Genomic DNA, 26040 nt, shown 5'->3' with positions numbered 1-26040 from the left:
AAGGGATATTTATTCTGTAATGGAGGAGATGTCCCTTCTTTATTTTTGTTTACGAGACAGAATTTTCTGTATAATATGTGAATAGTAGAAAAATATTGAAAGGGATGGTATTTACATGAGTACGATTGAGAAATGGACGGCTGTTGATCAATATGTGAGTGATGTATTAATACCGAAAGATTCTACATTAGAAGAAGTACTTCAAGCAAACGCTGCAGCTAATTTACCAGCACATGATGTATCGCCAACGCAAGGGAAGTTTTTGCAACTATTAGTACAAATTCAAGGAGCTCGAAACATTTTGGAAATTGGTACTCTAGGCGGATATAGCACGGTATGGCTTGCAAGGGGATTGCCATCAGGAGGCAGAGTTGTTACATTGGAGGCAAGTGAAAAGCATGCTGAAATTGCACGTAGCAATATTGAGCGTGCCAATTTGAATGATAGAATTGAAGTGCGAACAGGATTAGCTTTAGATTCTTTACAGCAAATCGAAAATGAGAATTATGAACCATTTGATTTTATTTTTATAGACGCCGATAAACAAAATAATCCTACTTATTTTGAATGGGCACTGAAACTATCACGCCCTGGTACTATAATTATTGGTGATAACGTAGTACGTGAAGGAGAAGTTATTGACAATACGAGTAACGATCCTCGCGTACAAGGGATACGTCGCTTCTATGAATTAATAGCTGCAGAGCCACGTGTAAGTGCTACTGCGCTTCAAACTGTCGGAAGTAAAGGATACGATGGGTTTGTAATGGTAGTCGTAAAAGAATGACGGAAGGTGGTAAAAAGATGAAAAAGATGTTTCAAAAATTATAACATGTATCGTGTACAACACAGCTAGCTCGTGGACCTCCAACATAATTGGAAATATAAGTTTATATAAAAATTGGAGGTTAGGAATAGATGAGAACTGAAAAAGAAATGTTAGACTTAATTATTAGTACAGCAAAAGAGGATGGAAGAATTCGAGCTGTCATCATGAATGGGTCACGTGTAAATCAACATGTGAAAAAAGATTGTTTTCAAGACTATGATATTATGTATGTTGTAAATGATATACAATCTTTTACGTCTAATCATAATTGGATTCATAGATTTGGCGAAATAATGATTGTACAAATGCCGGAAGAAATGTCATTAGTTCCACCAGATGAAGACGGGAAATTTCCGTATTTAATGCAGTTTATGGATGGAAACCGAATTGATTTAACGCTCGTTCCCTTTGATTTGATAAATAAGTTCATTGGACAAGATAGTTTAAGTGAACTGCTTCTGGATAAAGATAATTGTATTGACGAATTTCCACCAGCAAGCGATAGGGATTACTTAATAAAAAAGCCTACAGAAAAAGAGTTTTTAGATTGCTGTAATGAATTTTGGTGGTGTAGTACGAATGTGGCAAAAGGACTATGGAGAGAAGAACTTTCTTATGCGAAAGGAATACTTGATGGCCCGGTGCGGGATATGTTCATCGTAATGTTAGAATGGCATATTGGTATGAAAACAGACTTTACAGTTAATGCAGGAAAGTTTGGAAAGCTTTTCGAGCAATACATTGAAAAAGATATGTGGGAGCAATTTAAAAGGACCTATTCGAATGCTGAATATGAAGACATTTGGGAGTCGTTTTTTGTAATGGGCGATTTATTTAGAAAAGTTGCGAACGAAATTGGTAACACATATGGGTATCAATACCCGCAAGGTGATGATGACAGAGTGACAAGCTATTTAAAACATGTAAAAGCTTTGCCGAAAGATAGTGCATCGATTTATTAATTGTATATAGCAGTAAGACTGTCCTAATTATGGACAGTCTTATTTTTGTTCATGAATAATAATTTCTCTAACAAAGTGCAGATGAATCACATATGAAATTTTAGGGAGGTTTTTATTATGTATTATTTTTATTCGTCAGAAATGTTTGCCCCATATGAATGGGGACTAGAACGAGATGTTTCGTACGCCTATATGCCATATCACTCATTTTATTATGGAGACTATATGAGTTCATTGCCATACACATATATCCCTCAAAAATATACAGTACAAATGAAAGCATATGAGCGTGGATCGTGGACGCCATTTTCGTGGGTCGAAAAATATGCGTACGCATTTTCAGGTCCGTACAATAAAGCGGAAGTCGCTCTTACATTTGATGATGGACCAGATTTAGAATTTACGCCGAAAATTTTAGATAAGTTAAAACAACATAATGTGAAGGCGACTTTCTTCTTGCTTGGTGAAAATGCAGAAAAGTTTCCGAATGTAGTAAAACGTATTGCGAATGAAGGGCATGTAATTGGCAATCATACGTATAGCCATCCAAATTTAGCGAAAGTAAATGATGCTGAGTACCGTAATCAAATTATGAAAACCGAAGAAATATTAAATCGTTTAGCTGGTTATGCACCGAAATTTATTCGTCCGCCATACGGTGAAATACTTGAAAATCAATTGAAGTGGGCAACAGAGCAAAATTTTATGATTGTACAATGGAGTGTTGATACGGTTGATTGGAAAGGAGTAAGCGCTGATACGATTACAAATAATGTGTTAGGGAATTCATTTCCTGGCAGTGTTATACTTCAGCATTCAACACCAGGTGGGCATTTGCAAGGATCTGTAGAGGCACTAGACAAAATTATTCCGCAGTTAAAAACGAAAGGGGCACGCTTTGTAACGCTGCCAAGTATGTTCCAAACATCGAAAGAGAGAAAATAAACTGGAATTTAAATCAGTCGGGTATTGTCAATCATCCACTATAAAGAATAGGACTCCCAAGTACTTTAAAATGGGAGTCCTATTTTATTTATAAACTATTATTTTCTAGTAAGTTTTTTCCTTTTTCTATAACAAATTCATAGTATGCAAGATCATATGGATAAATATCTTCAAATGTTATTGTTATCGGTGTATTGCTTAAAACAGAAATAGCCGTAAAAGATGAAATCTCTCTTTTTAATAGTTGTAGAAAAGAAGTTGCATGTATTTTCATCACATCGTCTACTCCTTCACCTGGTGCAAATGAAAGTGTATTGATGACATTGTGAAAATACATATGACAAAATTCACGATCAGTAAGATTTGAAATTTCATAATCTATTTTAAAGATACCTTTGTATGCTAAATCAGTAGTTTGAAAGGAAAGTCCTAATTCTTCTTCAATTTCACGAAGACCGCCAATTTGTACTTCTTCATCATGCATAATATGTCCAGCTGAAGTAATATCCCATATACTCGGTGCTTCTTTTTTATTTTTAGAGCGTAATTGAAAATATAAAAACATATCTTCAGCATCTTTTTCTACAAACCAACAATGAAATGTTTCATGCCAATCACCGTCACGATGCACTTCATCACGTAATTTCTTCCCAAGTATATTTCTTTCAGTATCAAATATTGTTAACCACTCTGTCATTTAAATTCCCCTTTCTGCAAATTTTATTATACAATATCTGTATTGAATTTTGGGAAAATAAAGAAAAAGGGGTAGGTATAAGTGGGGATAGAGAATAAGGAAATAAAATCGATTATTTCAACAGAGGAAGAGTTACGAAAAATATTGGGGCGACCAAGTGAGCGAGCTTTGAAAAAAGTTATTTCATCATTAGACCATCATTGCATAGATTTTCTGTCTAAATCTCCTTTTCTAGTATTATCTACTGCAAATAAATTAGGAGAGTGTGATGCTTCGCCGAGAGGAGACGCACCTGGATTTGTATACGTATTAAATAATAATAAAATTATTATTCCAGAAAGACCAGGCAACCGTCGTATAGACTCCATTTTGAATATTATTTCAAATCCGCACGTAGGGTTACTCTTTTTGATCCCTGGTCTTGGGGAGACACTCCGAATAAACGGCCGAGCATTCATTACAAACGATGAAGAAATTTTGCAAGAAATGCAGGCAAATGGACGCAATCCGTTACTTGGAATTGTTGTTGAAATAGAGGAATGCTATATTCATTGCGCAAAAGCTTTTATTCGTTCTAAGATGTGGGATTCAGAATTTTGGTTAAATAAAAAAGAATTACCTTCAGCAGCAAAAATGTTGCTGGAGCATGCGAAAGTGAATGCTTCAGAAGAAGATGTTGCACGTTCTTTAGAAGAAAGTTATACGAAAAGATTGTATTAAAAAACTTTATTAATATATCTTTGTAAGGTGAATATGTACACATTTTAGAATGGGATATTTATATATGAACTGTTGATTTACAAAATGGAGAAATAGCAAAATAGGTAAATCGAGCGGCAATTGTAAAATGTTATTGTGAAATATAATAAAAAAAGATTTTGAAAATAGTTAGTAAAAATAGGCTTGCTTTTTAAAAAGTTGATAACTATAATAAGTTAACAAATAGACATGAACGAAAAGTAATGATAAGGACATGAAATCATTTTTACGGTTTACAGAGAGGGAAGCCAAGAGTGTGAGCTTCCTAACACGAGAAATGGTTTTACCACCTTTGAACTTCAATAGTGAACGAGTAATCTAGTAATTATTGACGGAATCAGCCGTTATCTGAACTTGAGCAATCTAGAAGGAAATAAGTCTGGATTGGAACAAGGGTGGAACCACGAAAACACATTCGTCCCTTTCCTAGGGATGAGTGTGTTTTTTTTATTGAATTAGGGATTGAAAATTAAAAATAATTAAAAAATAGTATTGATTTTGTTGTTTATACGAGTATAATGAGTTAACAAATAAACATGAACGAAAAAGTAACGATAAGGACACGGAATCATTTTTACGGTTTACAGAGAGGGAAGCCAAGGGTGTGAGCTTCCTAACACGAGAAATGATTTTACCACCTTTGAACTTCAATAGTGAACGAGTAATCTAGTAATTATTGACGGAATCAGCCGTTATCTGAACTTGAGCAATCTAGAAGGAGTTAAGTCTGGATTGGAACAAGGGTGGAACCACGAAAACACATTCGTCCCTTTCCTAGGGATGAGTGTGTTTTTTTACTTTGAAAGGAGGTGCAGTAAAATGAAACGATTTGTACGTACGGAAATAACCACCACCTGCATGATTAAAAAGCAGAGCAAGGTGATTGATAGAGATAAAAAATAAAATTGTAGGAGGAGATTAGAAAATGAATAACGTTATTAATGTTGGGGTGTTAGGCTTAGGTACGGTCGGAAGTGGTGTTGTCCATATTTTGAAAGAACATTATAAAAAAATTACACTTGATACAGGGTATGAAGTGAAGGTAAAGACAGTCGTTGTACGTGACTTAGAAAAAGAACGTGATGTTTGCATTGATGAAATCGTAGTAACAAGTCATGTCGATGAAGTTCTAAATGATCCAAATATTGATATTGTAGTAGAGGTAATGGGCGGAATTGAAGAAGCAAAGCAACATATTGTTAAGGCTTTACGAAATAAAAAACATGTCGTAACAGCAAATAAAGATTTAATGGCTGTATACGGTGCAGAGCTTCTCCAAGTGGCGAACGATAATGATTGTGATTTATGTTATGAAGCAAGTGTAGCGGGCGGTATTCCGGTGTTAAGAGGATTAACAGACGGATTAGCTTCAGATCAAATTGAAAAAATAATGGGAATTGTAAATGGAACAACAAATTACATGTTAACAAAGATGAGTCAAAATGGATGGTCGTATGAAGAGGCTTTACAGGAAGCACAAAAATTAGGTTTCGCAGAATCGGATCCAACAGCGGATGTAGATGGGTTAGATGCGGCGAGAAAGGTAGCCATTCTTGCAAACTTAGGTTTTTCGATGAATGTTTCTTTAGATGATGTGCAAGTAAGAGGGATTCGAAAGGTCGAAAAAGAAGATTTACAAATGGCTGAAAAGTTAGGATTTACTATGAAATTAATTGGTAAAGCAGAGAAACAAGGGTCAGCCATTCATTTAAGTGTAGAACCGACTCTTTTACCAAGTCATCATCCATTATCGAATGTAAATAATGAATTTAATGCAGTATATGTTCATGGTCAAGCAGTAGGAGAAGTAATGTTTTACGGACCTGGAGCTGGGAAGTTACCAACTGGTTCTGCTGTAGTAAGTGATATTATTTCAATCGTTAAAAATATGAATCAAGTTCAGAAAAATAAAAGCGCATTAAAAGAACCAGAACCGTATGAATTACAGGGGGATGAAGAAGTCGTTTCGAAATATTTCTTACGTATTTCATTACGAGATGAACCTGGGATGTTGCAAAAAATAACAGAATGTTTCGTTAATTATTCTGTAAGTTTAAAAGAAGTTATTCAATTACCTTTAAATCGTGAACTTGCAGAAGTCGTTGTTGTGACACATCAAACTTCAAAGTATCAATTTGAACGAGTTCTAGGAGCGATAGAAAGTGTCGCAAGTGAAATAAACAGTTATTACATTATTGAGGAGGAAAAACAATATGTATAAAGGATTATTAAAACAGTATGCTTCTTATTTACCGGTGAATGAAAATACACCTGATATTAGCTTAATGGAAGGAAATACACCTCTTATTCCGCTATTAAATATATCAAAACAATTAGGGATTCAGTTATACGGTAAGTACGAAGGTGCGAATCCGACAGGTTCTTTTAAAGATCGTGGTATGGTAATGGCTATTGCGAAGGCGAAAGAAGAAGGTTCGGAGGCAATTATTTGTGCATCAACAGGTAATACTTCGGCATCGGCCGCAGCATACGCGGCACGCCTTGGAATGAAATGTATAATCGTAATCCCGGAAGGAAAGATTGCACATGGAAAATTAGCGCAAGCAGTCGCTTACGGAGCTGAAATCATTTCAATAGAAGGAAATTTTGATGATGCACTTAAGGCTGTAAGAAATATTGCTGCGGAAGAGCCGATTACATTAGTAAACTCAGTGAATCCTTATCGAATTGAAGGGCAAAAGACAGCAGCATTTGAAATTTGTGACCAGTTGCAAAGTGCACCAGATGTTTTAGCGATTCCTGTTGGGAATGCCGGAAATATTACAGCATACTGGAAAGGTTTCTGTGAATATGAGAAAGAAAAAGGCTATAAGAAGCCAAGAATTCACGGATTTGAAGCGGAAGGAGCAGCTGCTATTGTAAAAGGACATGTCATTGAAGAACCTGAAACAATTGCAACAGCGATTCGTATCGGTAACCCCGCAAGTTGGTCATATGCAGTAGAGGCTGCTGAACAGTCTCACGGTGAAATAGATATGGTATCAGATGAAGAAATTTTACATGCGTATAGATTATTAGCAAAAACGGAAGGGGTTTTCGCTGAGCCAGGATCAAATGCTTCATTAGCAGGTGTAATTAAACATGTTCAATCTGGAAAAATCAAAAAAGGAGAGACAGTTGTTGCAGTTTTAACTGGAAACGGTTTGAAAGATCCTGATATCGCAATTTCTTCTAATACATTAGATATTGCAAGTGTTTCAAATAATATAGAACAAATTAAAGAACATATTAAAGGGGTGATTATGTCGTGATACCATTAAGTATTCGTGTTCCTGCTAGTACAGCGAATGTTGGACCTGGATTTGATTCAGTAGGAATAGCTTTGTCATTATATTTAGATGTGGTGGTAAAAGAAAAAGCTGATAGATGGCAAGTAATCCATTCCTTTGAAGAATTAATTCCGACAGATGATAAAAATTTAATCGTTAGCACGGCATGTAAAGTATGTCCTTCTTTATCACCTCATATAATAGAAGTTACTAGTAATATCCCGCTTACAAGAGGACTAGGAAGTAGTGCATCAGCAATTGTAGCAGGGATAGAGCTTGCGAATCAACTTGGCAATTTAAACTTAACGACTGATCAAAAAGTTCAAATTGCAACAAATTTTGAAGGGCATCCAGATAATGTTGCGGCTTCTATATTAGGAGGAACTGTAATCGGAGCACTTGATGGAAAGAATGTTTCGGTTGTAAGAATTGAAAGTAAGGAATTAGGTGTAATTTCTCTTATTCCAAATGAAGAGTTAAATACAGAGGAAAGCCGATCTGTATTACCAGATGTGTTTCCGTTTCATGAAGCAGTTAAGGCTAGTGCAATCAGCAACGTATTAGTAGCTGCGTTTTGTCAAAAGAAGTGGGAAGTTGTAGGTGAAATGATGGAAAGAGATCATTTTCACGAGCCGTATCGTTTAGAACTCGTACCGCTATTACCCTCAATTCGTAAATGTGCAAAAGAGTTTGGAGCATACGGCACAGCGCTTAGTGGTGCAGGTCCATCCATTTTTATATTAACGCCATATGATAAGCGTCAAGAAATTGCTGAGCAATTAGCGAGAGTATTTACGTCTATGAAAGTGTGTGTGCTAGAAATCGATCATAGAGGAATTACTGTAAATAAAGAAGAACATATAGAACTATAAAAAAGCTAGCATTGCTAGCTTTTTTTGTTGTAAATATCTTTTCAGTTGGCATATAAAAGAAAAGTAATAATGTATAATTTAGTAAAGCGTGTATTAATTTGGAGGTGATCGTATGAAAAAAGAGTCACCAGAAGAAAACAGAGAACGTATAAGGCAAAGTGAATTGAAAAATAATCCTACCGGTTCTTTAAATGATGGATTCAACAGAGCTGAATCAGGTAGTCCAGTTGATATGACGGGTGGTATGAATTGGAAAGGTACAGCGCTAGTAATTTTAGTGCTAGTTTTAGGGTATATTATATACACTTATTTTTTTAGTTGAAAAATAAGTGTTAAGGCTTCGAATTATTTGCTTTTATATTTAGTGGGGATGAAAAAACACGGTTATTGTACTACATATACTTTAAGCAGATTATAGTTGTTCATACACACTTATTTATAATACTCAAAATAGAGCTAGCGTTATGCTAGTTCTATTTTTTTGCCACATTCCTGTAACAAAGCCCCTGTATATTCAGTGGTGGAGGTGCAGAAGATGAAAAAAATGATAGCAATATGTCTTCTTACAACGATGTCATTTTCGACTTTAGTCGGGTGTGATGTAAAAGGTAACAAGGCTGTACAAGATTCTAAAGTAAAGAAAGCGACGTATAAAGAGTTTACTTACGATGTAAATCCAGAGACTTTCATGTTAACTGTAGAACATGATGGTGTAAAGGAACAGGCGTCACAGCCGTTACCGAAAATGAAGGTGTCGAATGTAAAAAAAGACAAGGATCGAACATCTTGGGAATATCCAGATCAAAAAGTAAAAGTGAATCTAGAAAAGAAAAAAGATCACTTAAATATTGAAGTGGAATCGACTGGTGCAGAAAGCTTTACGTGGCCGAAAGTACAAGCTGAAAATTATACACTTCCGTTATGGGAAGGTAAGCAAATTCCGAGTAATGATGAAAATTGGAAGAAGTTTTTAAAGGATGATGCATATTCATTTGCTGAATCATTTTCTATGAAGTTTTTTGCGTTAAATGGTTCGAAATATTCAATTGTATTTATTGCGAACAATATGTTTAATAATGAATTGAAATTTCATTCGGATCCGAAAATAGGATTTGATTTTATACATGAATTCCCGAGTATAAATAAAAATAAAGCATATGGATTTCAATTATATGTGACAAATAATGATGCAGTCAGTATTGCTAAACTGTATAAGGATAATATTGCTCAAAAAGGTGAATTTAAAACATTACAAGAAAAGGCTAGAAAAAATAAAGAGATTGAAAAACTTTATGGTGCTGCTCATTTTTATTTTTGGAATCAAAATGGTTTGTCTGACAGTAACGTAAATTGGCCTAAAATAAGAGAGCAAATAAATAGCCCTGTATTTAGTCATATAAAAGGGCTTATTCAAAAGAATAGTTCGGAGCTTGGAGAACTGAGTGTGTTTGAGCAAGTAAGTAAACAAGATTTCATTGATAAGTACCAAAAAAATGTTATTTTACGTTATGTAAATGAAGTATTATCAATGAAGGAATTGTATAAAGATGATATTTTTCAAAAGGTTGATCAGAACGCTAGTGAGTTATTAAACAAAGGGATAGACCATTTATCGAAGATGGAGTTATATAACTTAAATAAGCATGTATTAAAGTCAGCGCTCGGTGATGCGGTTGAAGAAGTAAGTAAATGGGGTAAGGCAGATGGAACGGATATTATAAAGGAAATGAAAGAATCAGGAATAGACAATGCATGGATTGGGCTACCGAACTGGGAACAAGGGTATATGCAGCCTGATTTCGTGACAGAAGCTAAGAAAATGGGATATTTAGTTGGTCCGTATGATTCTTATCATTCTATTCACGAAAAAGCTGATAAAAATTGGAATACAGCTTCTTTTCAGGATCCATCGTTATATGAAGAGGGAACTGTGACGAAGAAAAATGGAGAAAAAGTGCAAGGCTTTTTAGGTAGAGGGCGAAAGTTAAATCCAACTTTATCTCTTCCTAGTGTAAAAGAGCGAATGAACGATATTTTACAAAATGGACCTAAATATAATTCATGGTTTATTGATTGTGATGCAACAGGTGAAATTTATGATGACTATTCAGCCAAACATATAACGACACAAGAACAAGATTTAAAAGCAAGATTGCAACGAATGGATTATATTGCGCAAGAAAAAGGTATGGTAGTTGGCTCAGAAGGCGGAAATGACTTTGCAAGTAGCACGATTGCATTTGCTCACGGTATTGAAACACCGGTTATTAAATGGGACGATGAAGATATGAGGAAAAATAAAACAAGTCCGTATTATGTGGGCGGATATTGGTCACCGAATCAAAATGTTCCAGAAAAATATGCAAAACAAGTACCGTTAAAAGAAGAATATAAACAAGTGTATTTAAACCCTGTATATTCAGTACCATTATATAAATTAGTATACAATGATTCTGTAATTACAACGCACCACTGGGAATGGGGAAGTTTGAAAGTAAAAGATGAGGTAGGGAACCGTATGCTATACGAATTATTGTATAATGTTCCTCCGTTGTACCATTTAGATGAAGTAGAGTGGAATAAGCATAAACAAGAAATTACGCAGCACCTGAAAGTTTGGAATGACGTTCATGAAAAGGCAGTAAAAGAAGAAATGACGAACTTTGTATATTTGTCAGAAGATAAATTAGTTCAATCTGCTTCTTATGGAAAAGATATTAAAATTATTGTGAATTTCTCGAATGAAGATATAGAAATAGAAAAGACGAAACTAAAAGCAAAATCCGCTTTCATTAATAATCATGGGAAGAAAACAATGTATACACCGCTTGAGAGATAATATGAAATGTATTGTTGCATTACTAATTTTTTAGGTGAAAATTGAAGGATTCGAAACGAATAAATTTATAAATCTATAATTTCGAATGTTGCGAAGTGCTAAATATTTGAAGTTGGAAAATAGTGACTTGCCAAAAATAAGCACGAGAGTATAATGTGAGATGGAATACATATTGGATTCATCATGTAACCTTACAAAAATGTAAGGTGTTTGAAAGGAAATTCAATATGAAGAATACTAGACATACATTATACTAGGGAAAGAGAAAGAGAGGCGAATGAAGATGAGCTCTGAATTAGAACAAAATACGAGAAGCAATAAAAAACGTTCTAAAAGAAGGTCAATAAAATGGTTCATTTTAATTCCATTTTTCCTACTTATTTTTGGAGGAGTAGGATATGGATCATTAATATATAATAAAGCAAAAGCTGTTGTAAGTGATGCGTATGCACAAATTGATAAATCATCAAAACGTGATAAAGAAGTTGAGCCTTTAAAGGATAACATCTCTATTTTAATTATGGGTGTAGATGGTAGTGAAATGCGAAAAAGTCAATATGGTGAAGCTGTTCGCACAGATGCACTTTTATTAGCAACAATTAATAAAGATGATAAATCAGTTAAATTAGTAAGTATTCCGCGTGATTCACGTGTATATATTCCATCTAGAAAGAAATTAGATAAAATTACACACGCACACGTATTTGGTGGTGTTGAAAGTACACGAGATACGGTGGAAAGATTTTTAAATGTTCCTGTTGATTATTATGTGAAGTTTAACTTTGAATCATTCGTACAAATTGTCGATTCACTTGGTGGTATTGATATTGATGTACCTGTTACTTTCACAGAGCAAGATAGTAAAGACCAAGCGGGTATGATTCATTTAGAAAAAGGCTTCCAACATTTAAATGGAGAACAAGCACTTGCACTTGCAAGAACGCGTAAAATTGATAGTGACGCAATGCGTGGACAAAGACAACAACTTGTAATAGAAGCAATTGCAAAAAAAGCGATGTCTGTGCAATCAATTAGCAAAATGGGCTCTTTACTTGATGCGGTTGATAAAAATATGAAAACGAACTTAACTTTCGATGATATGCTTGCGATTACAAAAAATATGGCAGGATCTAATTTAGAAATGGAAAAAATGCAAATAGAAGGTACGGATAAACGTATCGGAGGTATTTATTATTACATTCCAAACGAAAAAAATGTAAAAGATATTTCGAAAAAATTAAATGAGCATTTAGGTGTAACACCAAAACCAGTTCGAAATGAATAATAAAAAAAGATTGGCCTTTGCCAATCTTTTTTATTGAGATGGATTTGTAACTTTTCTGTAACGATTTTTTATTTTAGAAAACTTATACTTAAATCATTTCAATTTATATAAACAAAAGGTGCAATTATACGATATACTAGAGGAGACGATTTGGCAATTAACTCCTAATGCTGAAGAGAAGCAAATGCAATTCATCAAAACTATAGAACGAATTGAATTGATAGGAGATCGAAATAGGCTAAAGCAAGTTTTCTTGAATATTGTTCAAAATGCCATTAAATATTCACATAAAAATGGTAAAGTATATATTGAAGCGACTAAAAAAGAAGGACAAGCAGTGATAAAGGTGAAAGACGAAGGGATTGGAATTGCTACAGAGCATTTACCATATATAGAACAGTCATTTTACTAGATTAATAACCGTGCTACAGGTGTTTTAGCTATCGTTAAAAAATGGTGGAGCTTCATGGAGGTACACTTAGTTATTATAAGTAAAGAAGGAAAAGGAACAACCATTTTGATAAAACTCCCATTATAATACATATAAAGTCTGTTTATATAGTGTAATAAAATAAATAGATGTATAATTATATTGGGTGATTTATATATAAGATTAATAGGGAGAGGAATTCGATAGAATGGAAAAAGCTTTTAAAGTTAAACGAGTAGTAGTCGGCTTAATAGCGATTGCAGCAGTAGCTATTGGGTATTTCATGTTTCAATCCATTACTTCACCAGCAAAGGCTGTTGCAAAACAAGAAAACGTAGTACAGCTTGCAAGTGAACAACCGAAAGTAGAAATGAATAAAACGGCACCAAGTCGTTTTAATGGAAAAGAAAGAAAAGTTGCTTACCTTACATTTGATGATGGCCCAGGGAAATATACGGCTGAATTGTTAAATACGTTAAAACAGCATGATGCGAAGGCGACGTTCTTTTTAATTGGAGCGAATGTAAAAGGATTTCCGGATTTAGTGAAACGTGAAAATGCAGAGGGTCATTATGTAGGTATGCATAGTATGACACATAATTTTGCAAAGTTATATAAAAATGGCGAGTATGTAAATGAAATGAAAGAAGATCAAAGCTTAATCGCAAATATTATTGGAAAATCACCTAAATTAACACGTCCACCATACGGTTCGATGCCTGGATTAAATGAAGGTCTTCGAAATAAAGTAGTAGAGGGCGGTTTTAAAGTATGGGATTGGACAATTGATTCATTAGATTGGAGATATAACAAAATGCAAGTTGATGCAGCGGCAGCACAAATTGCTCAAAATGTAATAACAAATGCAACAAAACCACAGGAAGTTATTTTAATGCATGACATTCACCCACAATCAGTTGCTGCTGTGCCAGCAATTTTAAAAGGGTTAAAAGAAAAGGGTTATGAGTTTGAAGCTTATCATGAAGAGAGTCACTTCCCAGTGAATTTCTGGCATGATAACCGTATGTAATGGAGGAATGAACGTTGAAGTATGGAAAAGTAGCAGTAGTTGGAGCACTATCAGTAGGACTATTAACAGGTTGTTTCGGTGAAAAACCAGAAGAAAATCTATATACAGCTTTTGAAACAGCAGCGACACAAGAAAAATTATTAGTTGATGAAGCGAAGAAGTTAGAGAAATTAGAGAATGAAGGTCAAGAACTATATTCTCAAATTTTACAAGAAGGTAAAGATCATAATGACGCTGTTATGAAGAAGATAGAGCAAGCTACTGCAAATGTAGATGACCGTGAAAAAGTATTAAAAACTGAGAAAGAAATGCTAGAAAAAGCTCAGAAAGAAACAAAATCTGTTCAAGGAAATATAGAGAAGCTTGAAGATAAGAAGTTACAAAAACAAGCGAAAGCAGTAGAAGAGTCGTATAAAAACCGTTATGATGCATTCCAAAAGATGAATGAAAATTATACGAAGGCGTTAGCGACTGAAAAAGAACTGTATGAAAAATTAAAAGTAAAAGAAACGAAATTAAAGGAGATTGGTGAAAAAGTTAAGGCTGTTAATGAATTAACTGTGGAAGCACAAAAATCAAAAGAGCAATTTAACAATTTTACAAAAGAGTATAATGACAGTAAATTAGCATTCTACAAAGATGCAGAGATTAAGATTAAAGATCAGAAATAAAGAAGAATCTTAAGCATAATAAAAAGCCGGAGAAACATCGTTACAAATGTTTTTTCGGCTTTTTATGTTAAATGAATAGAAAAGACTGGAATTGATATCATAAAAGAGTTATAGTGAATTATTCCAAGGGAAACATTGTAAAGTAAGGAGAATGGAAATATGTCATATGAATTTTTACTCAAATTAGGTTTAGCACTCTTTTTAGGATTATTCATCGGGATAGATAGGCAGCTAAAGAATAAACCGCTTGGTGTGAAAACAAGTATGGTTATTTCTGTAGCAAGTTGTTTAATTACGATGGTTTCAATTGAAGCCGTACATGTATATTCTGTTCCAGGGCATACAAATATGGATCCAATGCGTCTAGCTGCTCAAATTGTGAGTGGGATTGGTTTTCTTGGGGCAGGTGTTATTTTACGAAGAAGTAATGATGTTATTTCTGGATTAACGACAGCTTCTATGGTGTGGGCTGCTTCAGCTTTAGGTATAGCAATTGGGGCGGGCTTTTATTTACAAGCGACGGTTGCTATGATTTTAATTATTTTAGCAATTAACGTACTTCCACAACTTGTGAAAATTGCAGGTCCGTATTCATTAAGACAAAAGGATTTATCTATAAAAATTACTGTAAAAGAGCATCATGAGTTAGATGGTATATTTAAGCAAATTAAAAATTTAGGTATGCATGTGAAACGAGTGAAAATTAAAGATATAGATAATGGAGCATTTCAGCAACTGGAAATGGTTATTTTAGCTCCAGAAGATTTATATACAACAGAGTTATATAGTTCCCTGAAAGAGATTGATCGTGTTGTTTCAGTTGAAGTGGAAAGTAGATAATTGTGATAAAAAAGAGTGAAGTGCATTCGCTCTTTTTTTTATTTGGATTTTTAAGGAAATAAATTGATATAATGATGAATAACAAGGGGGAGAAATGATGGAAATACATATTAGAAGAGCGATAAAAGATGATATACGAGGTATAGCAAAGGTGCATGTTGATAGCTGGAAAACAACGTATAAAGGGATATTTGCTGACGAATTTTTAGAAAATAWAACATATGAGCAACGAGAAAAACAATGGGAAAACATTTTTCAACAAGAAGATAAATACCAATATAGATTTGTAGCAGAGACGTCAGATGAAACAATAATCGGATTCATTGACGGGGGAGTGGAAAGAAGTGGTACATATAATTGTGATGGGGAATTATATGCAATCTACCTTTTACAAGAGTATCAAGGAATGAAAATAGGACAAAAGTTATTTCAAGCTTTATTATCGGAATGTATAAACAATGATATGCAATCACTTTTAGTATGGGTTGTTACGAATAACCCTTCTAAAAATTTTTATGAAAAATTTAATCCAGAAAAAATTGATACGAAATTTTTAGAGAGAGTACAGGTAGAAGAGACAGCCTATTGTTGGAGGGATATAAATAATATTATTATGTAAACTTTATGTTTGAAAGAGGTATACGAATTAATGTATACCTCTTTTGTTTAACTATTTTGAAGGGGATTACTAATGAAATAAATAAGTATTTAGTTTGAAAGTGAGAATTTTTCTTGTGTATTTTTAATTAGATTAAAGAAAGGCTGAAAAAAAGAAATATTTATTCGGATTTAAAAATTCTGAAATAAACTATTTAATTGATAATGATAATCAATTAAAATTTTAATTGATAACGATATTCAATTATCGATTGTAATATGAAATTACGATAGTGTTCATATAAAGAGAAGGACAAGTATGCAGCGTGCGAAACAAATCGCGGAACATGCAACAATACAAAGTTTTTTAAATTGTTATTTAAGAGAAACAGGAAGTGGAGAATGGATTACAGCGGATAAAAGGATAGAGGATATTTTCTACAATTCATTTCAAAGAGATACTGGCTCTACTTATTTATGTTGTCGGTTATCGGCACAAAACATTACTTTGTATGGAGAAGTTATATATAAATCAGCAACAGATCGCCATTTGTTTGGAGAACAATTTTATTATCAAATGGGAGAAAATAAGAATGTTATAAAAGCAGATTACGTTACTGTTATTACATTCTTAATAAAAGAGATGTCTATCAACTACGGAGAAGGGACGAATCCTGCTGAACTTATGCTTCGAGTTATTTGTAGTTGTCAAAATATTGAAGAATTTACAAAGGAGAGAATAGAAGATACATCTGCATTATACGGTTTCCATACATCCTTTATAGAAGCGGAGCAATCTTTATTATTTGGACATTTAACGCATCCAACCCCAAAGAGTAGACAAGGTATTTTGGAATGGAAAAGCGCAATGTATTCTCCAGAATTAAAAGGAGAATGTCAGCTTCATTATTTTAGGGCACATAAAAATATAGTAAATGAAAAATCATTATTGTTAGATTCTACAACAGTAATTCTAAAAGAAGAGTTACGTAATGATGAGATGGTTTGTAAAGAATTTATATCGAAGTATTGTAATGAAGATGAATATTCATTACTTCCAATTCATCCGCTTCAGGCAGAATGGCTATTACACCAATCATACGTACAGGAGTGGATAGATCAAGGAGTACTTGAATATATCGGTCCTGTCGGTAAGTATTATATGGCAACAGCATCACTTAGGACGTTATATCATCCCCAATCAAAATATATGCTTAAGTTTTCATTCCCAGTAAAAGTAACAAATTCAATGCGTATTAATAAATTGAAGGAACTAGAGAGTGGTCTTGAAGGAAAGGAAATGCTAAATACAGCAATTGGTGAAGTGTTAGATAAGTTTCCAGGTTTTGATTTTATTTGTGATCCAGCATTTATTACATTAAATTACGGGGCAAAAGAATCTGGATTTGAAGTAATTATACGAGAGAACCCTTTTTATGGTGAACATGCAAATGACGCTACTTTAATTGCTGGACTAGTTCAAGATGCAATACCTGGAGAACGTACTCGTTTATCGAATATTATTCATCGACTAGCAGATGTAGAAAGTAGAAGCTGTGAAGAAGTAAGTTTAGATTGGTTTAGACGATATATGAATATTTCTTTAAAGCCGATGGTATGGATGTACTTACGTTATGGTGTTGCAGTAGAAGCGCATCAGCAAAATAGTGTTGTTCAGCTAAAGGATGGTTATCCGGTCAAATATTATTTCCGTGATAATCAAGGGTTTTATTTCTGTAATTCAATGAAAGAGACGCTTAATAATGAGTTGGCTGGCATTGGAGAACGTACTGGAAATCTATATGACGATTATATTGTAGATGAGAGATTTCGTTACTACTTAATTTTCAATCATATGTTTGGTCTCATTAACGGTTTTGGCACAGCAGGATTAATTAAGGAGGAAATTCTTCTCTCTGAATTAAGATCTGTACTTGAAGCGTTCCTTTCGTATAACCGTGAACCTTCTACCTTTTTAAGAGAATTGTTAGAAGAGGATAAGTTGGCATGTAAAGCAAATTTATTAACGAGATTTTTCGATGTCGATGAGTTAAGTAATCCTTTAGAACAAGCAATTTACGTACAGGTACAGAATCCGCTTGTTAGAGAAGTGGCTGTCCGTTCATAAATAACGTTAAAATTTCACGTAATACAAATAATGGTATTTTTCATAAGGTGGAGGAGTTATGAGAGTGGACATGTATCATACGAGAATATTGAAAGCGTTTGAATCAAAAGATTACATTTCAGTACGAAGAAGAGTGTTACGTCAATTAGTAGAGTCGTTAATTTATGAGGGGATTATTACGCCAATTCGCATAGAAAACGAAGAACAAATTCTTTTTCTTATTCAAGGACTTGATGAGGACAACAAAAGTGTCACGTATGAATGTTACGGAAGAGAACGAATGACATTTGGACGTATCTCTATAGATTCATTAGTAATAAGAGTTCAAGAGGAAAAACAAGAAATACAATCAGTTTCGCAATTTTTGGAAGAAGTTTTTCGAATTGTTAACGTAGAACAAACGAAATTAGATTCTTTTATTCATGAATTAGAACAAACGATATTTAAAGACACGATTGTACAATATGAAAGACATAATAAGGTGAAATATACCCAAAAATCGTACGATGAATTTGAAAGCCATTTAATAGACGGTCATCCATATCATCCTAGCTATAAAGCACGCATTGGGTTTCAATATCGTGACAATTTTCAATATGGATATGAATTTATGAGACCAATAAAAATTATATGGATTGCAGCTCATAAGAAGTATGCGACTGTAGGTTATGAAAATGAAATGATCTATGACAATATTTTAAAAGGTGAGATAGGCGAGCATACATTAGAAACGTATATGGAACGAATTCACAGTGCGGGATGTAATCCAAAACAGTACGTGTTTATACCTGTTCATCCTTGGCAGTGGGAGAATTTCATCATTCCAAATTACGCTGACCATATACAGGATAAAAATATAATTTATTTAGGACAATCGGCGGATGATTATTGCGCGCAACAATCGATGAGGACGTTAAGAAATGCTACGAATCCAAAGAGACCATATGTAAAGTTATCGCTGAACATACTTAACACTTCAACACTCCGTACGCTGAAACCATATTCAGTTGTGAGTGCACCAGCTATATCGAATTGGTTAAGTGATGTCGTAAGTCAGGATTCTTATTTAAGGGATGAATCGCGCATTATTTTGTTAAAGGAATTTTCGAGTGTAACGTATGATACGAATAAGAAAGCCACATATGGTTCATTAGGGTGCATTTGGCGTGAAAGCGTTCATAAATATTTAGATGAGCAAGAGGATGCGGTTCCCTTTAACGGCTTATATGCAAAGGAGAAAGACGGGACACCAGTTATTGATGCATGGTTAAACAAATACGGGATAGAAAATTGGCTACGATTACTGATTCAAAAAGCGATCATACCAGTTATACATCTTGTTGTAGAGTATGGAATCGCATTAGAATCACACGGACAAAATATGATTTTAGTTCATAAAGAAGGGCTACCTGTCCGTATTGCATTAAAGGATTTCCATGAAGGACTTGAGTTTTATCGTCCATTCTTAAAAGAAATGAATAAATGTCCAGACTTTACTAAAATGCATAAAACGTATGCGAATGGGAAAATGAATGATTTCTTTGAAATGGATCGTATTGAATGTTTACAAGAGATGGTATTAGATGCACTGTTCTTATTTAATGTAGGAGAATTAGCTTTCGTACTTGCAGACGAATATGATTGGAAAGAAGAAATTTTTTGGATGATAGTTGTCGAAGAAATTGAAAATCATTTTAGAAAATATCCACACTTGAAAGATAGATTTGAAAGTATTCAGCTATACACTCCTACATTCTATGCTGAGCAATTAACGAAGCGACGATTATATATGGATGTGGACTCGCTTGTTCATGAAGTTCCAAATCCATTGTATAGAGCAAGACAACTTATCAAACAAAAATCAGTTGTTACAGGGGGAAATTATGCTAATCGTTAATAAACAAGAGTATAGCAAAAGTGATTTTGATTTGAGATTACAAGTTTATGAGGAAATGGAACAATTTCAAAAAGCAGCAGGAAATAGATTCGCGCTTTGTCTGAAAGATCCATTCGATATTATTACGCTTGTGTTTTTCTTAAAAGAAAAGAAATCATCAGTATTGCTTATACATGAAGATACGCCAAAAGAAACGGCTATTAAAATGGCAAAGCGTGCAAATTGTATCGGGATATTACATGGAGAATATCCCGATTTTATGAAATTAGAAGTAGTGAACGTTTTACTAGAAGAGCCTTCTTTATTGCAATATAGTTCTGGAACAACAGGAGAACCAAAACTGATTCGTAGAGCATGGGCGGAAGTGGATACAGAAATTACTGCTTATAATGAAGCTTTAAACTGTGAAGTAGATGAAGTGCCGATCGTTATGGCTCCTGTTTCACATTCATACGGACTAATATGTGGTACGTTATCTGCAATTACGCGAGGAAGCAAACCTATCATCATTACGAATAAAAACCCTAAATTCGCATTAAATATAGTTCGCAATACAGAAAAACATATCATTTATGCAGTACCGCTTATGTTACATATTATGGGGAGTTTCCCGCAAGGAACGTTTCAGTTTCATAAAATTATGACATCCGGAGCACCTTTACCAGAAGCATTATTTTATAAACTAAAAGAAATGACAACATATATGATGCAGCAATACGGTTGTTCTGAAGCAGGTTGTATAAGTATATGTCATGATATGAAAAGCCATTTAGATTTAGGTAATCCACTACCTCATGCGAGTATAAGTATAGGTTCAGATGAAAATATGCCCGAAGAAATCGTAGTGAAAATGAAAGATAAGGAAATTTTCACGAAAGATTTGGGGTATAAATCTGAGCATGGTCTTCATTTTATGGGGCGCATGGATGATGTGATTAACGTTTCAGGATTAAAAGTCTTTCCGATAGAGGTAGAAGAAACAATGCTTCGACTAGAAGGCGTTCAAGAGGCAATTGTATATCGGGGAAAACATCCTGTGATGGGCGAAGTTGTTAAAGCGAAAGTAATCTCTCATGTTGATCCAGTGCGAATAAGAGAATGGTGTATGCAGCATTTACCATCTTATAAAGTTCCGCATGAGATTGAAAGTGTAACTGAAATTCCGAAAAATAAAACTGGAAAAGTAAGTAGAAAATTACTAGAGATGGGAGAGGTTACAACATGAGACGTGAAACATTAAAAAATGAAGTGTTGAAAATTATGACAGAAAAAATGGAGCTAAAAAATGTAACGCATTTAGAAGAAACGATGCGTTTAAACCAAGATTTATATATAGATTCGGTAATGATGTTACAACTCATAGTCTACATAGAAATGGATGTAAAGCTATGCGTTCCAGAGGATGAGGTAGACCCAAAAGCATTTCTTACTGTAGGATCTTTGCTTGATTTTATGGAGGAGTTACAGCCGGTATAAGTAGTAAATGTGAATAATTAACCTTTAGGAAAGTGGATGAGAATATGACTTCAATTAAAGTTCACTGTTTAGTGAGTTGTTTTTGTGAAATTATAAAAAGGCGTAGCGATATAGATTTCCGTCCATTTTATTTTGGATTATGGGACGGAGATTTTGATATAACAGAAGGCGGCATTATCTCGTATCACTCCGAAAATATTAACCATGATAATTATTTATTATGGTATGAAAAATTGTACGGTATGAAAGTGAACGAATGGTATGATCATGCAAAAGGTAAAGATAGCAATGTAGAAACGTTTTTACAATTAGTAGAAAACAAGCCAGAAAATCGCTATGTCATTGTAATGGTTGATATGTCTCTATTGCCAGAGAGGGAAAATAAATTTCATCAAAAACCGTTTCCGCATTATTTAATGATATCGAAGACAGAGAAAGATGAAGAATGGTTCATGCTAGATCCTGATTTTCGCTGGGAAGGGAATATGGAAAGAGAAAAAGTGCTTCACTCTGTTCAAGATAACCCATTTGGTGGAGGGTATTTCATTGATGTAGAAGAAATTCAGGAGCCAACAGAAGAAATGGTAGCGAGTTATTTCATAGAAACTTTCAAAAGAAATGACAATGAACTGACTATGGAATTGAAAAATTTAATTATAAAAATGGCAAATGAAGAAGAAGGTTATTCGCTTTCTGGTCTTGTAGCGGGCAGTGAAGCAAATACCAGTACTTGCAATTCGTAAATATAGTTATGAACATGCCTTTGCATACTTCCGTGAAACGTTACAATATTCGGAGCAAGAGTTTGATTATTGGTGTGATCGGGTAGAGGATATTGTACAAGGATTTACAAATGTACAGTATCGAGCAATTAAAATGGCGATGACGAATAATAAAGGCATGTTATTATCAATTGTTGAAAAGTTGGATGAAATGAATGCAATTGAACTGCAAATTAAGGCTGAATTAGAGAGACAGTTTTTATCATGGAAAGAAATGAAAACAAACGAGTCTGTCTTAGCATTTTAAAAACCTAACTGAATTTAAGATAAGGGAGTTCAAACCTATGAAATATTCATTATGTACTATTTCCTTTCGTCATCAATTAATTTCATTTACTGATATTGTTCAATTTGCATATGAAAACGGTTTTAAAGGAATTGAATTATGGGGGACTCATGCACGAAATTTGTATATGCAAGAGTATGAAACGACAGAACGAGAATTGAATTGTTTAAAGGATAAAAACTTGGAAATTACGATGATAAGTGATTACTTAGACATATCATTATCGGCAGATTTTGAAAAAACGATAGAGAAATGTGAACAACTTGCAATATTAGCTAATTGGTTTAAAACAAACAAAATTCGTACGTTTGCTGGACAAAAAGGTAGCGAAGGTTTCTCGGAACAGGAGAGAAAAGAGTATGTGAATCGTATTCGCATGATTTGTGAAGTATTTGCTCAGCATAATATGTATGTACTTTTAGAAACACATCCAAATACGTTAACGGATACGCTGCCTTCTACTTTGGAATTATTAGGAGAAGTAGATCATCCGAATTTGAAAATAAACCTTGATTTTCTTCATATATGGGAGTCTGGTGCAGATCCAATAGACAGCTTCCATCGACTAAAGCCGTGGATACAACATTACCATTTTAAGAATATATCGTCAGCAGATTATTTGCATGTGTTTGAACCAAATAATGTATATGCAGCAGCGGGAAGTCGAATTGGTATGGTTCCATTATTTGAAGGTGTGGTAAATTATGATGAGATTATTCAGGAAGTGAGAGATACTGACCATTTTGCTTCACTCGAATGGTTTGGACATAATGCGAAAGATATATTAAAAGAAGAAATGAAAGTATTAACAAATAGAAATTTAGAAGTAGTAACTTCTTAATATAAAATGATGTAAGAGTCTCTCATTGTAGAGACTCTTTTTTTTAAAATATAAATAACCAAAAATTACCATGTATTTAAATTGAAATTTAACACAATTTATATATAAATAAGGAGGTGATTGGTAATGGCTAGAAATCGTAACTCTAATCAATTAGCATCACATGGAGCACAAGCAGCTTTAGATCAAATGAAATATGAAATTGCACAAGAATTTGGTGTACAACTTGGCGCTGATACTTCTTCACGTGCAAACGGTTCTGTAGGCGGTGAAATTACAAAACGTCTAGTAGCGATGGCAGAACAACAACTTGGTGGCGGATATACTCGCTAATTGTAGAAGGTTATAGGAGAAAGGAAGGATTCTTCCTTTCTTTTTTTTTCAATTAATTGGTATGAATATATTGCGAACTGGATTCAAAGAATAGGAATAATACTATATTTTCCCCAATTTCTTTTGTTGTAAATGGGAAGTAGTAAAGATGTAATAGCCCTGGTGGAATGAAAAATTACGTTCCAGCAGGGCTATTATATGGTCAGAAATATATGATGAAAGGGTTCCGAAGCCAACATGTTAAAAAAAGAAAACTGTTGTTTAATTGCGCTTGCATCAGTTCCACTTGTTATGACATTAGGGAATTCAATGCTCATTCCAATTCTACCGACAATCGAAAAGAAATTACATATTTCATCGTTTCAAGTATCCATGATTATTACAATTTACTCTATCGTAGCCATTCTTCTTATACCGATTGCTGGTTATTTATCAGATAGATGGGGACGAAAGATGATAATGGTTCCGAGTTTGCTGATTGCGGCTATAGGAGGAGCGATAACTGGTTGGGTATCATGGAAAGTTGATAATCCCTACACTTGGATATTGGTCGGTAGAGCGATTCAAGGTATTGGTGCTGCTGGTGCAATGCCAGTTGTTATACCATGTGTTGGTGATTTATACAAGGATGAAAAACAAGTTAGTACAGGTTTAGGAATCATTGAAACATCCAATACATTTGGAAAAGTGCTGAGCCCTATTTTAGGATCTGCTCTTGCTGCCATTGTATGGTTCTTACCATTTTGGGCAATTCCAGTTTTATGCATAGTATCAATTGTTTTATTACTTATTCTAGTAAAGGCAAAGAAACAAGAAGGAGAAGTGCCACCACTTAAAGAGTTTATAAAATCGATTATCTCTACATTTCGAGAAAAGGGAAGATGGTTAATTGCCATTTTTGTATTAGGTGCAATTATTATGCTTATTTTATTCGGAATTCTCTTTTATTTGTCGACGATACTGGAATCAAAGTATGACATACATGGTATATGGAAAGGTTGTGTACTTGCTATCCCGTTACTTGTACTGTCACTTAGTTCATATATGGCGGGTAAAAAAATTGGAGATAATCAAAATGTAATGAAGAAGTGTATTTATATTGGTTTTTTAATGGCAGCTGCATCAGTCATCATTCCTTTATTTATAAAAGGGATTTATTTACTACTTCTTTGTCTCGTTATCATGGGGATAGGAATTGGTATGGCACTCCCATGTTTAGACTCCCTAATTACACAAGGAATTGAAAAGGAGCAAAGGGGAACGGTTACATCTTTTTATAGTTCCATGCGATTTATCGGTGTAGCAGCCGGCCCACCTCTATACTCTTTTTTCATGAAAGGTGCTGACCATGAAGTGTTTTATGTAACAAGTATTTTCGCTGGTATCGGTGCTGTTATAGCAATGATTTGGATTAAACCAGCAAAAGATGCAAAGAACGTAAAACAGAAACCGGAACCTACTTCATAATTTGAAAGAGAATTGCATGATGTTTTCAGTAACATGCAATTCTCTTTCATTCATTAAGAATACATAACTTGTTTTAACATATAAAGCGCGACGCCCCATATGATGAGGCCAGAAAATTTATTTAATAATACGATTGTCTTTCCGGTTGAGTCTATTCTTTTTAGAAATTTCCCCGCTAAAGCTAAGCTTATAAACCAAATCCACGAAACGATAATAGTTGCAAGTGTGAAAGCCCATTTTTCACTTCCTATGTATTGAATAGAATTTGTTCCGATTACACCGATTGTATCTAAAATTGCATGTGGATTTAATAACGAAACCGATGCAGCGAAAAGGATTTGCTTTTTTAATGGCATACTGTTTTCTTTTTTTATATCGTTGGAAGGGTTACTTCTCCAAATAACAAAGCCCATATATAGGAGAAAGAAAAATCCAATTATATATAACGTGTTAGTTAGCCAAGAAAAAGTAAGGAGTACAAGGGAGACACCCTGCACTGCAATCAATATGAGTAACGTATCACATATAGAGGCAGTTAATACTACAGGGGCTGCCCTCCAAATGTTTGGTTGGCTCGCACCTTGGTTAAAGACGAAAACATTTTGGACACCTAATGGAATGATAAGACCAAATGCAAGAATGATACCATGAATAATTGCTTCACTCATCATATTACCTCCTATTTTAATTCAGTATGATAGTGTATATTGTATAGAAGAAATGAAAATTTGTATCCATCCATATGGTTGGAGAGGTTACCAACCAAAAAGAATATAAGGTGATA

General features: G+C 34.1%; 23 protein-coding genes, 2 pseudogenes and 2 other annotated features. Of the genes and pseudogenes, 23 read left to right on the top strand and 2 right to left on the bottom strand.

Translation table 11 applies throughout. The annotated features are described in order from the left end of the window. Positions 1-115 precede the first annotated feature (115 nt). The 3 genes from AC1DMU_RS13970 (at position 116) to AC1DMU_RS13960 (ending at position 2736) form a co-directional block, all read left to right on the top strand. The gene (locus tag AC1DMU_RS13970; RefSeq protein WP_088063070.1) at positions 116-787 is read left to right on the top strand and encodes an O-methyltransferase; all 672 of its coding nucleotides are present in this window, start codon (positions 116-118) and stop codon (positions 785-787) included. 131 nt (positions 788-918) lie between these two features. Next, positions 919-1791: an aminoglycoside 6-adenylyltransferase gene (locus AC1DMU_RS13965; RefSeq protein WP_088063071.1), complete on the top strand. Its 873-nt coding sequence runs from the start codon at positions 919-921 to the stop codon at positions 1789-1791. Between the two features lie 117 nt (positions 1792-1908). Then, positions 1909-2736: a peptidoglycan-N-acetylglucosamine deacetylase gene (locus AC1DMU_RS13960; protein WP_088063072.1), complete on the top strand. Its 828-nt coding sequence runs from the start codon at positions 1909-1911 to the stop codon at positions 2734-2736. An 88-nt stretch (positions 2737-2824) separates the two neighbouring features. Here AC1DMU_RS13960 and AC1DMU_RS13955 read toward each other — a convergent pair whose 3' ends face one another. Further along, positions 2825-3433, bottom strand: a complete 609-nt coding sequence (locus tag AC1DMU_RS13955) for an NUDIX hydrolase (protein WP_088063073.1) — start codon at positions 3431-3433, stop codon at positions 2825-2827. Positions 3434-3514: 81 nt separating this feature from the next. Here AC1DMU_RS13955 and AC1DMU_RS13950 point away from each other — a divergent pair, with 81 nt between their 5' ends. The 20 genes and pseudogenes from AC1DMU_RS13950 (at position 3515) to AC1DMU_RS13855 (ending at position 25256) form a co-directional block, all read left to right on the top strand. Then, a complete protein-coding gene (locus AC1DMU_RS13950) occupies positions 3515-4153 on the top strand; it encodes a pyridoxamine 5'-phosphate oxidase family protein (RefSeq protein ID WP_088608616.1) in 639 nt (212 codons plus the stop codon). Positions 4154-4386: 233 nt separating this feature from the next. After that, positions 4387-4618: a binding site (T-box leader), on the top strand. A 116-nt stretch (positions 4619-4734) separates the two neighbouring features. Next, positions 4735-4966 (top strand) — a binding site (T-box leader). A 151-nt stretch (positions 4967-5117) separates the two neighbouring features. Next, positions 5118-6413, top strand: a complete 1296-nt coding sequence (locus tag AC1DMU_RS13945; RefSeq protein WP_088063075.1) for a homoserine dehydrogenase — start codon at positions 5118-5120, stop codon at positions 6411-6413. After that, positions 6406-7464 (top strand): threonine synthase, encoded by a 1059-nt coding sequence (gene thrC, locus AC1DMU_RS13940; protein WP_088063076.1) that lies wholly within the window; start codon positions 6406-6408, stop codon positions 7462-7464. The genes AC1DMU_RS13945 and thrC overlap by 8 nt, the downstream gene beginning before the upstream one ends. Further along, positions 7461-8354, top strand: coding sequence for a homoserine kinase (thrB, locus tag AC1DMU_RS13935; RefSeq protein WP_088063077.1), 894 nt, complete (start codon positions 7461-7463; stop codon positions 8352-8354). Before thrC ends, thrB begins: the two co-directional genes overlap by 4 nt. A 112-nt stretch (positions 8355-8466) precedes the next feature. Next, positions 8467-8676 carry a DUF6366 family protein gene (locus AC1DMU_RS13930; protein ID WP_088063078.1) on the top strand — a complete coding sequence of 70 codons (210 nt, stop codon included), beginning with the start codon at positions 8467-8469 and terminating at the stop codon, positions 8674-8676. A gap of 213 nt (positions 8677-8889) precedes the next feature. After that, a complete protein-coding gene (locus tag AC1DMU_RS13925) occupies positions 8890-11193 on the top strand; it encodes a glycoside hydrolase (RefSeq protein WP_088063079.1) in 2304 nt (767 codons plus the stop codon). A 283-nt stretch (positions 11194-11476) separates the two neighbouring features. Next, positions 11477-12478: an LCP family protein gene (locus AC1DMU_RS13920; RefSeq protein ID WP_000093639.1), complete on the top strand. Its 1002-nt coding sequence runs from the start codon at positions 11477-11479 to the stop codon at positions 12476-12478. Positions 12479-12560: 82 nt separating this feature from the next. Continuing rightward, positions 12561-13016 (top strand): annotated as a pseudogene (locus tag AC1DMU_RS13915) (sensor histidine kinase); the annotation flags it as partial. A 100-nt stretch (positions 13017-13116) separates the two neighbouring features. Further along, entirely contained in the window at positions 13117-13938 is an 822-nt protein-coding gene (locus tag AC1DMU_RS13910; RefSeq protein WP_088608996.1) for a peptidoglycan-N-acetylglucosamine deacetylase, read from the top strand. A 14-nt stretch (positions 13939-13952) separates the two neighbouring features. Next, on the top strand, positions 13953-14609 hold the full coding sequence (locus AC1DMU_RS13905) for a YkyA family protein (RefSeq protein ID WP_087982867.1): 657 nt from the start codon (positions 13953-13955) through the stop codon (positions 14607-14609). A gap of 159 nt (positions 14610-14768) precedes the next feature. After that, complete coding sequence (locus tag AC1DMU_RS13900; protein WP_000119502.1) at positions 14769-15449, top strand: MgtC/SapB family protein; 681 nt, start codon at positions 14769-14771, stop codon at positions 15447-15449. A gap of 97 nt (positions 15450-15546) precedes the next feature. Further along, positions 15547-16068 (top strand): N-acetyltransferase family protein, encoded by a 522-nt coding sequence (locus tag AC1DMU_RS13895; RefSeq protein WP_476941521.1) that lies wholly within the window; start codon positions 15547-15549, stop codon positions 16066-16068. Positions 16069-16365: 297 nt separating this feature from the next. Then, on the top strand, positions 16366-18174 hold the full coding sequence (locus AC1DMU_RS13890) for an IucA/IucC family protein (RefSeq protein ID WP_088063082.1): 1809 nt from the start codon (positions 16366-16368) through the stop codon (positions 18172-18174). A 58-nt stretch (positions 18175-18232) separates the two neighbouring features. Next, entirely contained in the window at positions 18233-20071 is a 1839-nt protein-coding gene (locus AC1DMU_RS13885; RefSeq protein WP_215559034.1) for an IucA/IucC family protein, read from the top strand. Beyond that, positions 20058-21296: an AMP-binding protein gene (locus AC1DMU_RS13880; protein ID WP_088063083.1), complete on the top strand. Its 1239-nt coding sequence runs from the start codon at positions 20058-20060 to the stop codon at positions 21294-21296. The genes AC1DMU_RS13885 and AC1DMU_RS13880 overlap by 14 nt, the downstream gene beginning before the upstream one ends. Then, the gene (asbD, locus tag AC1DMU_RS13875; protein WP_001250756.1) at positions 21293-21547 is read left to right on the top strand and encodes a petrobactin biosynthesis protein AsbD; all 255 of its coding nucleotides are present in this window, start codon (positions 21293-21295) and stop codon (positions 21545-21547) included. The genes AC1DMU_RS13880 and asbD overlap by 4 nt, the downstream gene beginning before the upstream one ends. 44 nt (positions 21548-21591) lie before the next feature. Continuing rightward, positions 21592-22576: pseudogene (asbE, locus tag AC1DMU_RS13870) on the top strand (petrobactin biosynthesis protein AsbE). Positions 22577-22613: 37 nt separating this feature from the next. Beyond that, entirely contained in the window at positions 22614-23456 is an 843-nt protein-coding gene (gene asbF, locus AC1DMU_RS13865) for a petrobactin biosynthesis 3-dehydroshikimate dehydratase AsbF (protein ID WP_088063085.1), read from the top strand. Positions 23457-23582: 126 nt separating this feature from the next. Continuing rightward, the gene (locus tag AC1DMU_RS13860; protein ID WP_000113545.1) at positions 23583-23789 is read left to right on the top strand and encodes an alpha/beta-type small acid-soluble spore protein; all 207 of its coding nucleotides are present in this window, start codon (positions 23583-23585) and stop codon (positions 23787-23789) included. A 237-nt stretch (positions 23790-24026) separates the two neighbouring features. Next, positions 24027-25256: an MFS transporter gene (locus tag AC1DMU_RS13855; protein WP_088063087.1), complete on the top strand. Its 1230-nt coding sequence runs from the start codon at positions 24027-24029 to the stop codon at positions 25254-25256. A gap of 53 nt (positions 25257-25309) precedes the next feature. Here the strand turns inward: AC1DMU_RS13855 and AC1DMU_RS13850 are convergent, their stop codons facing one another. After that, positions 25310-25924 (bottom strand): LysE/ArgO family amino acid transporter, encoded by a 615-nt coding sequence (locus AC1DMU_RS13850; RefSeq protein ID WP_048543181.1) that lies wholly within the window; start codon positions 25922-25924, stop codon positions 25310-25312. Positions 25925-26040: the final 116 nt, after the last annotated feature.

The organism is Bacillus sp. 01N45, assembly GCF_056399205.1.
Note: the sequence above shows the minus strand (reverse complement) of the source record. Positions and strands in the feature narration are given on the sequence as shown.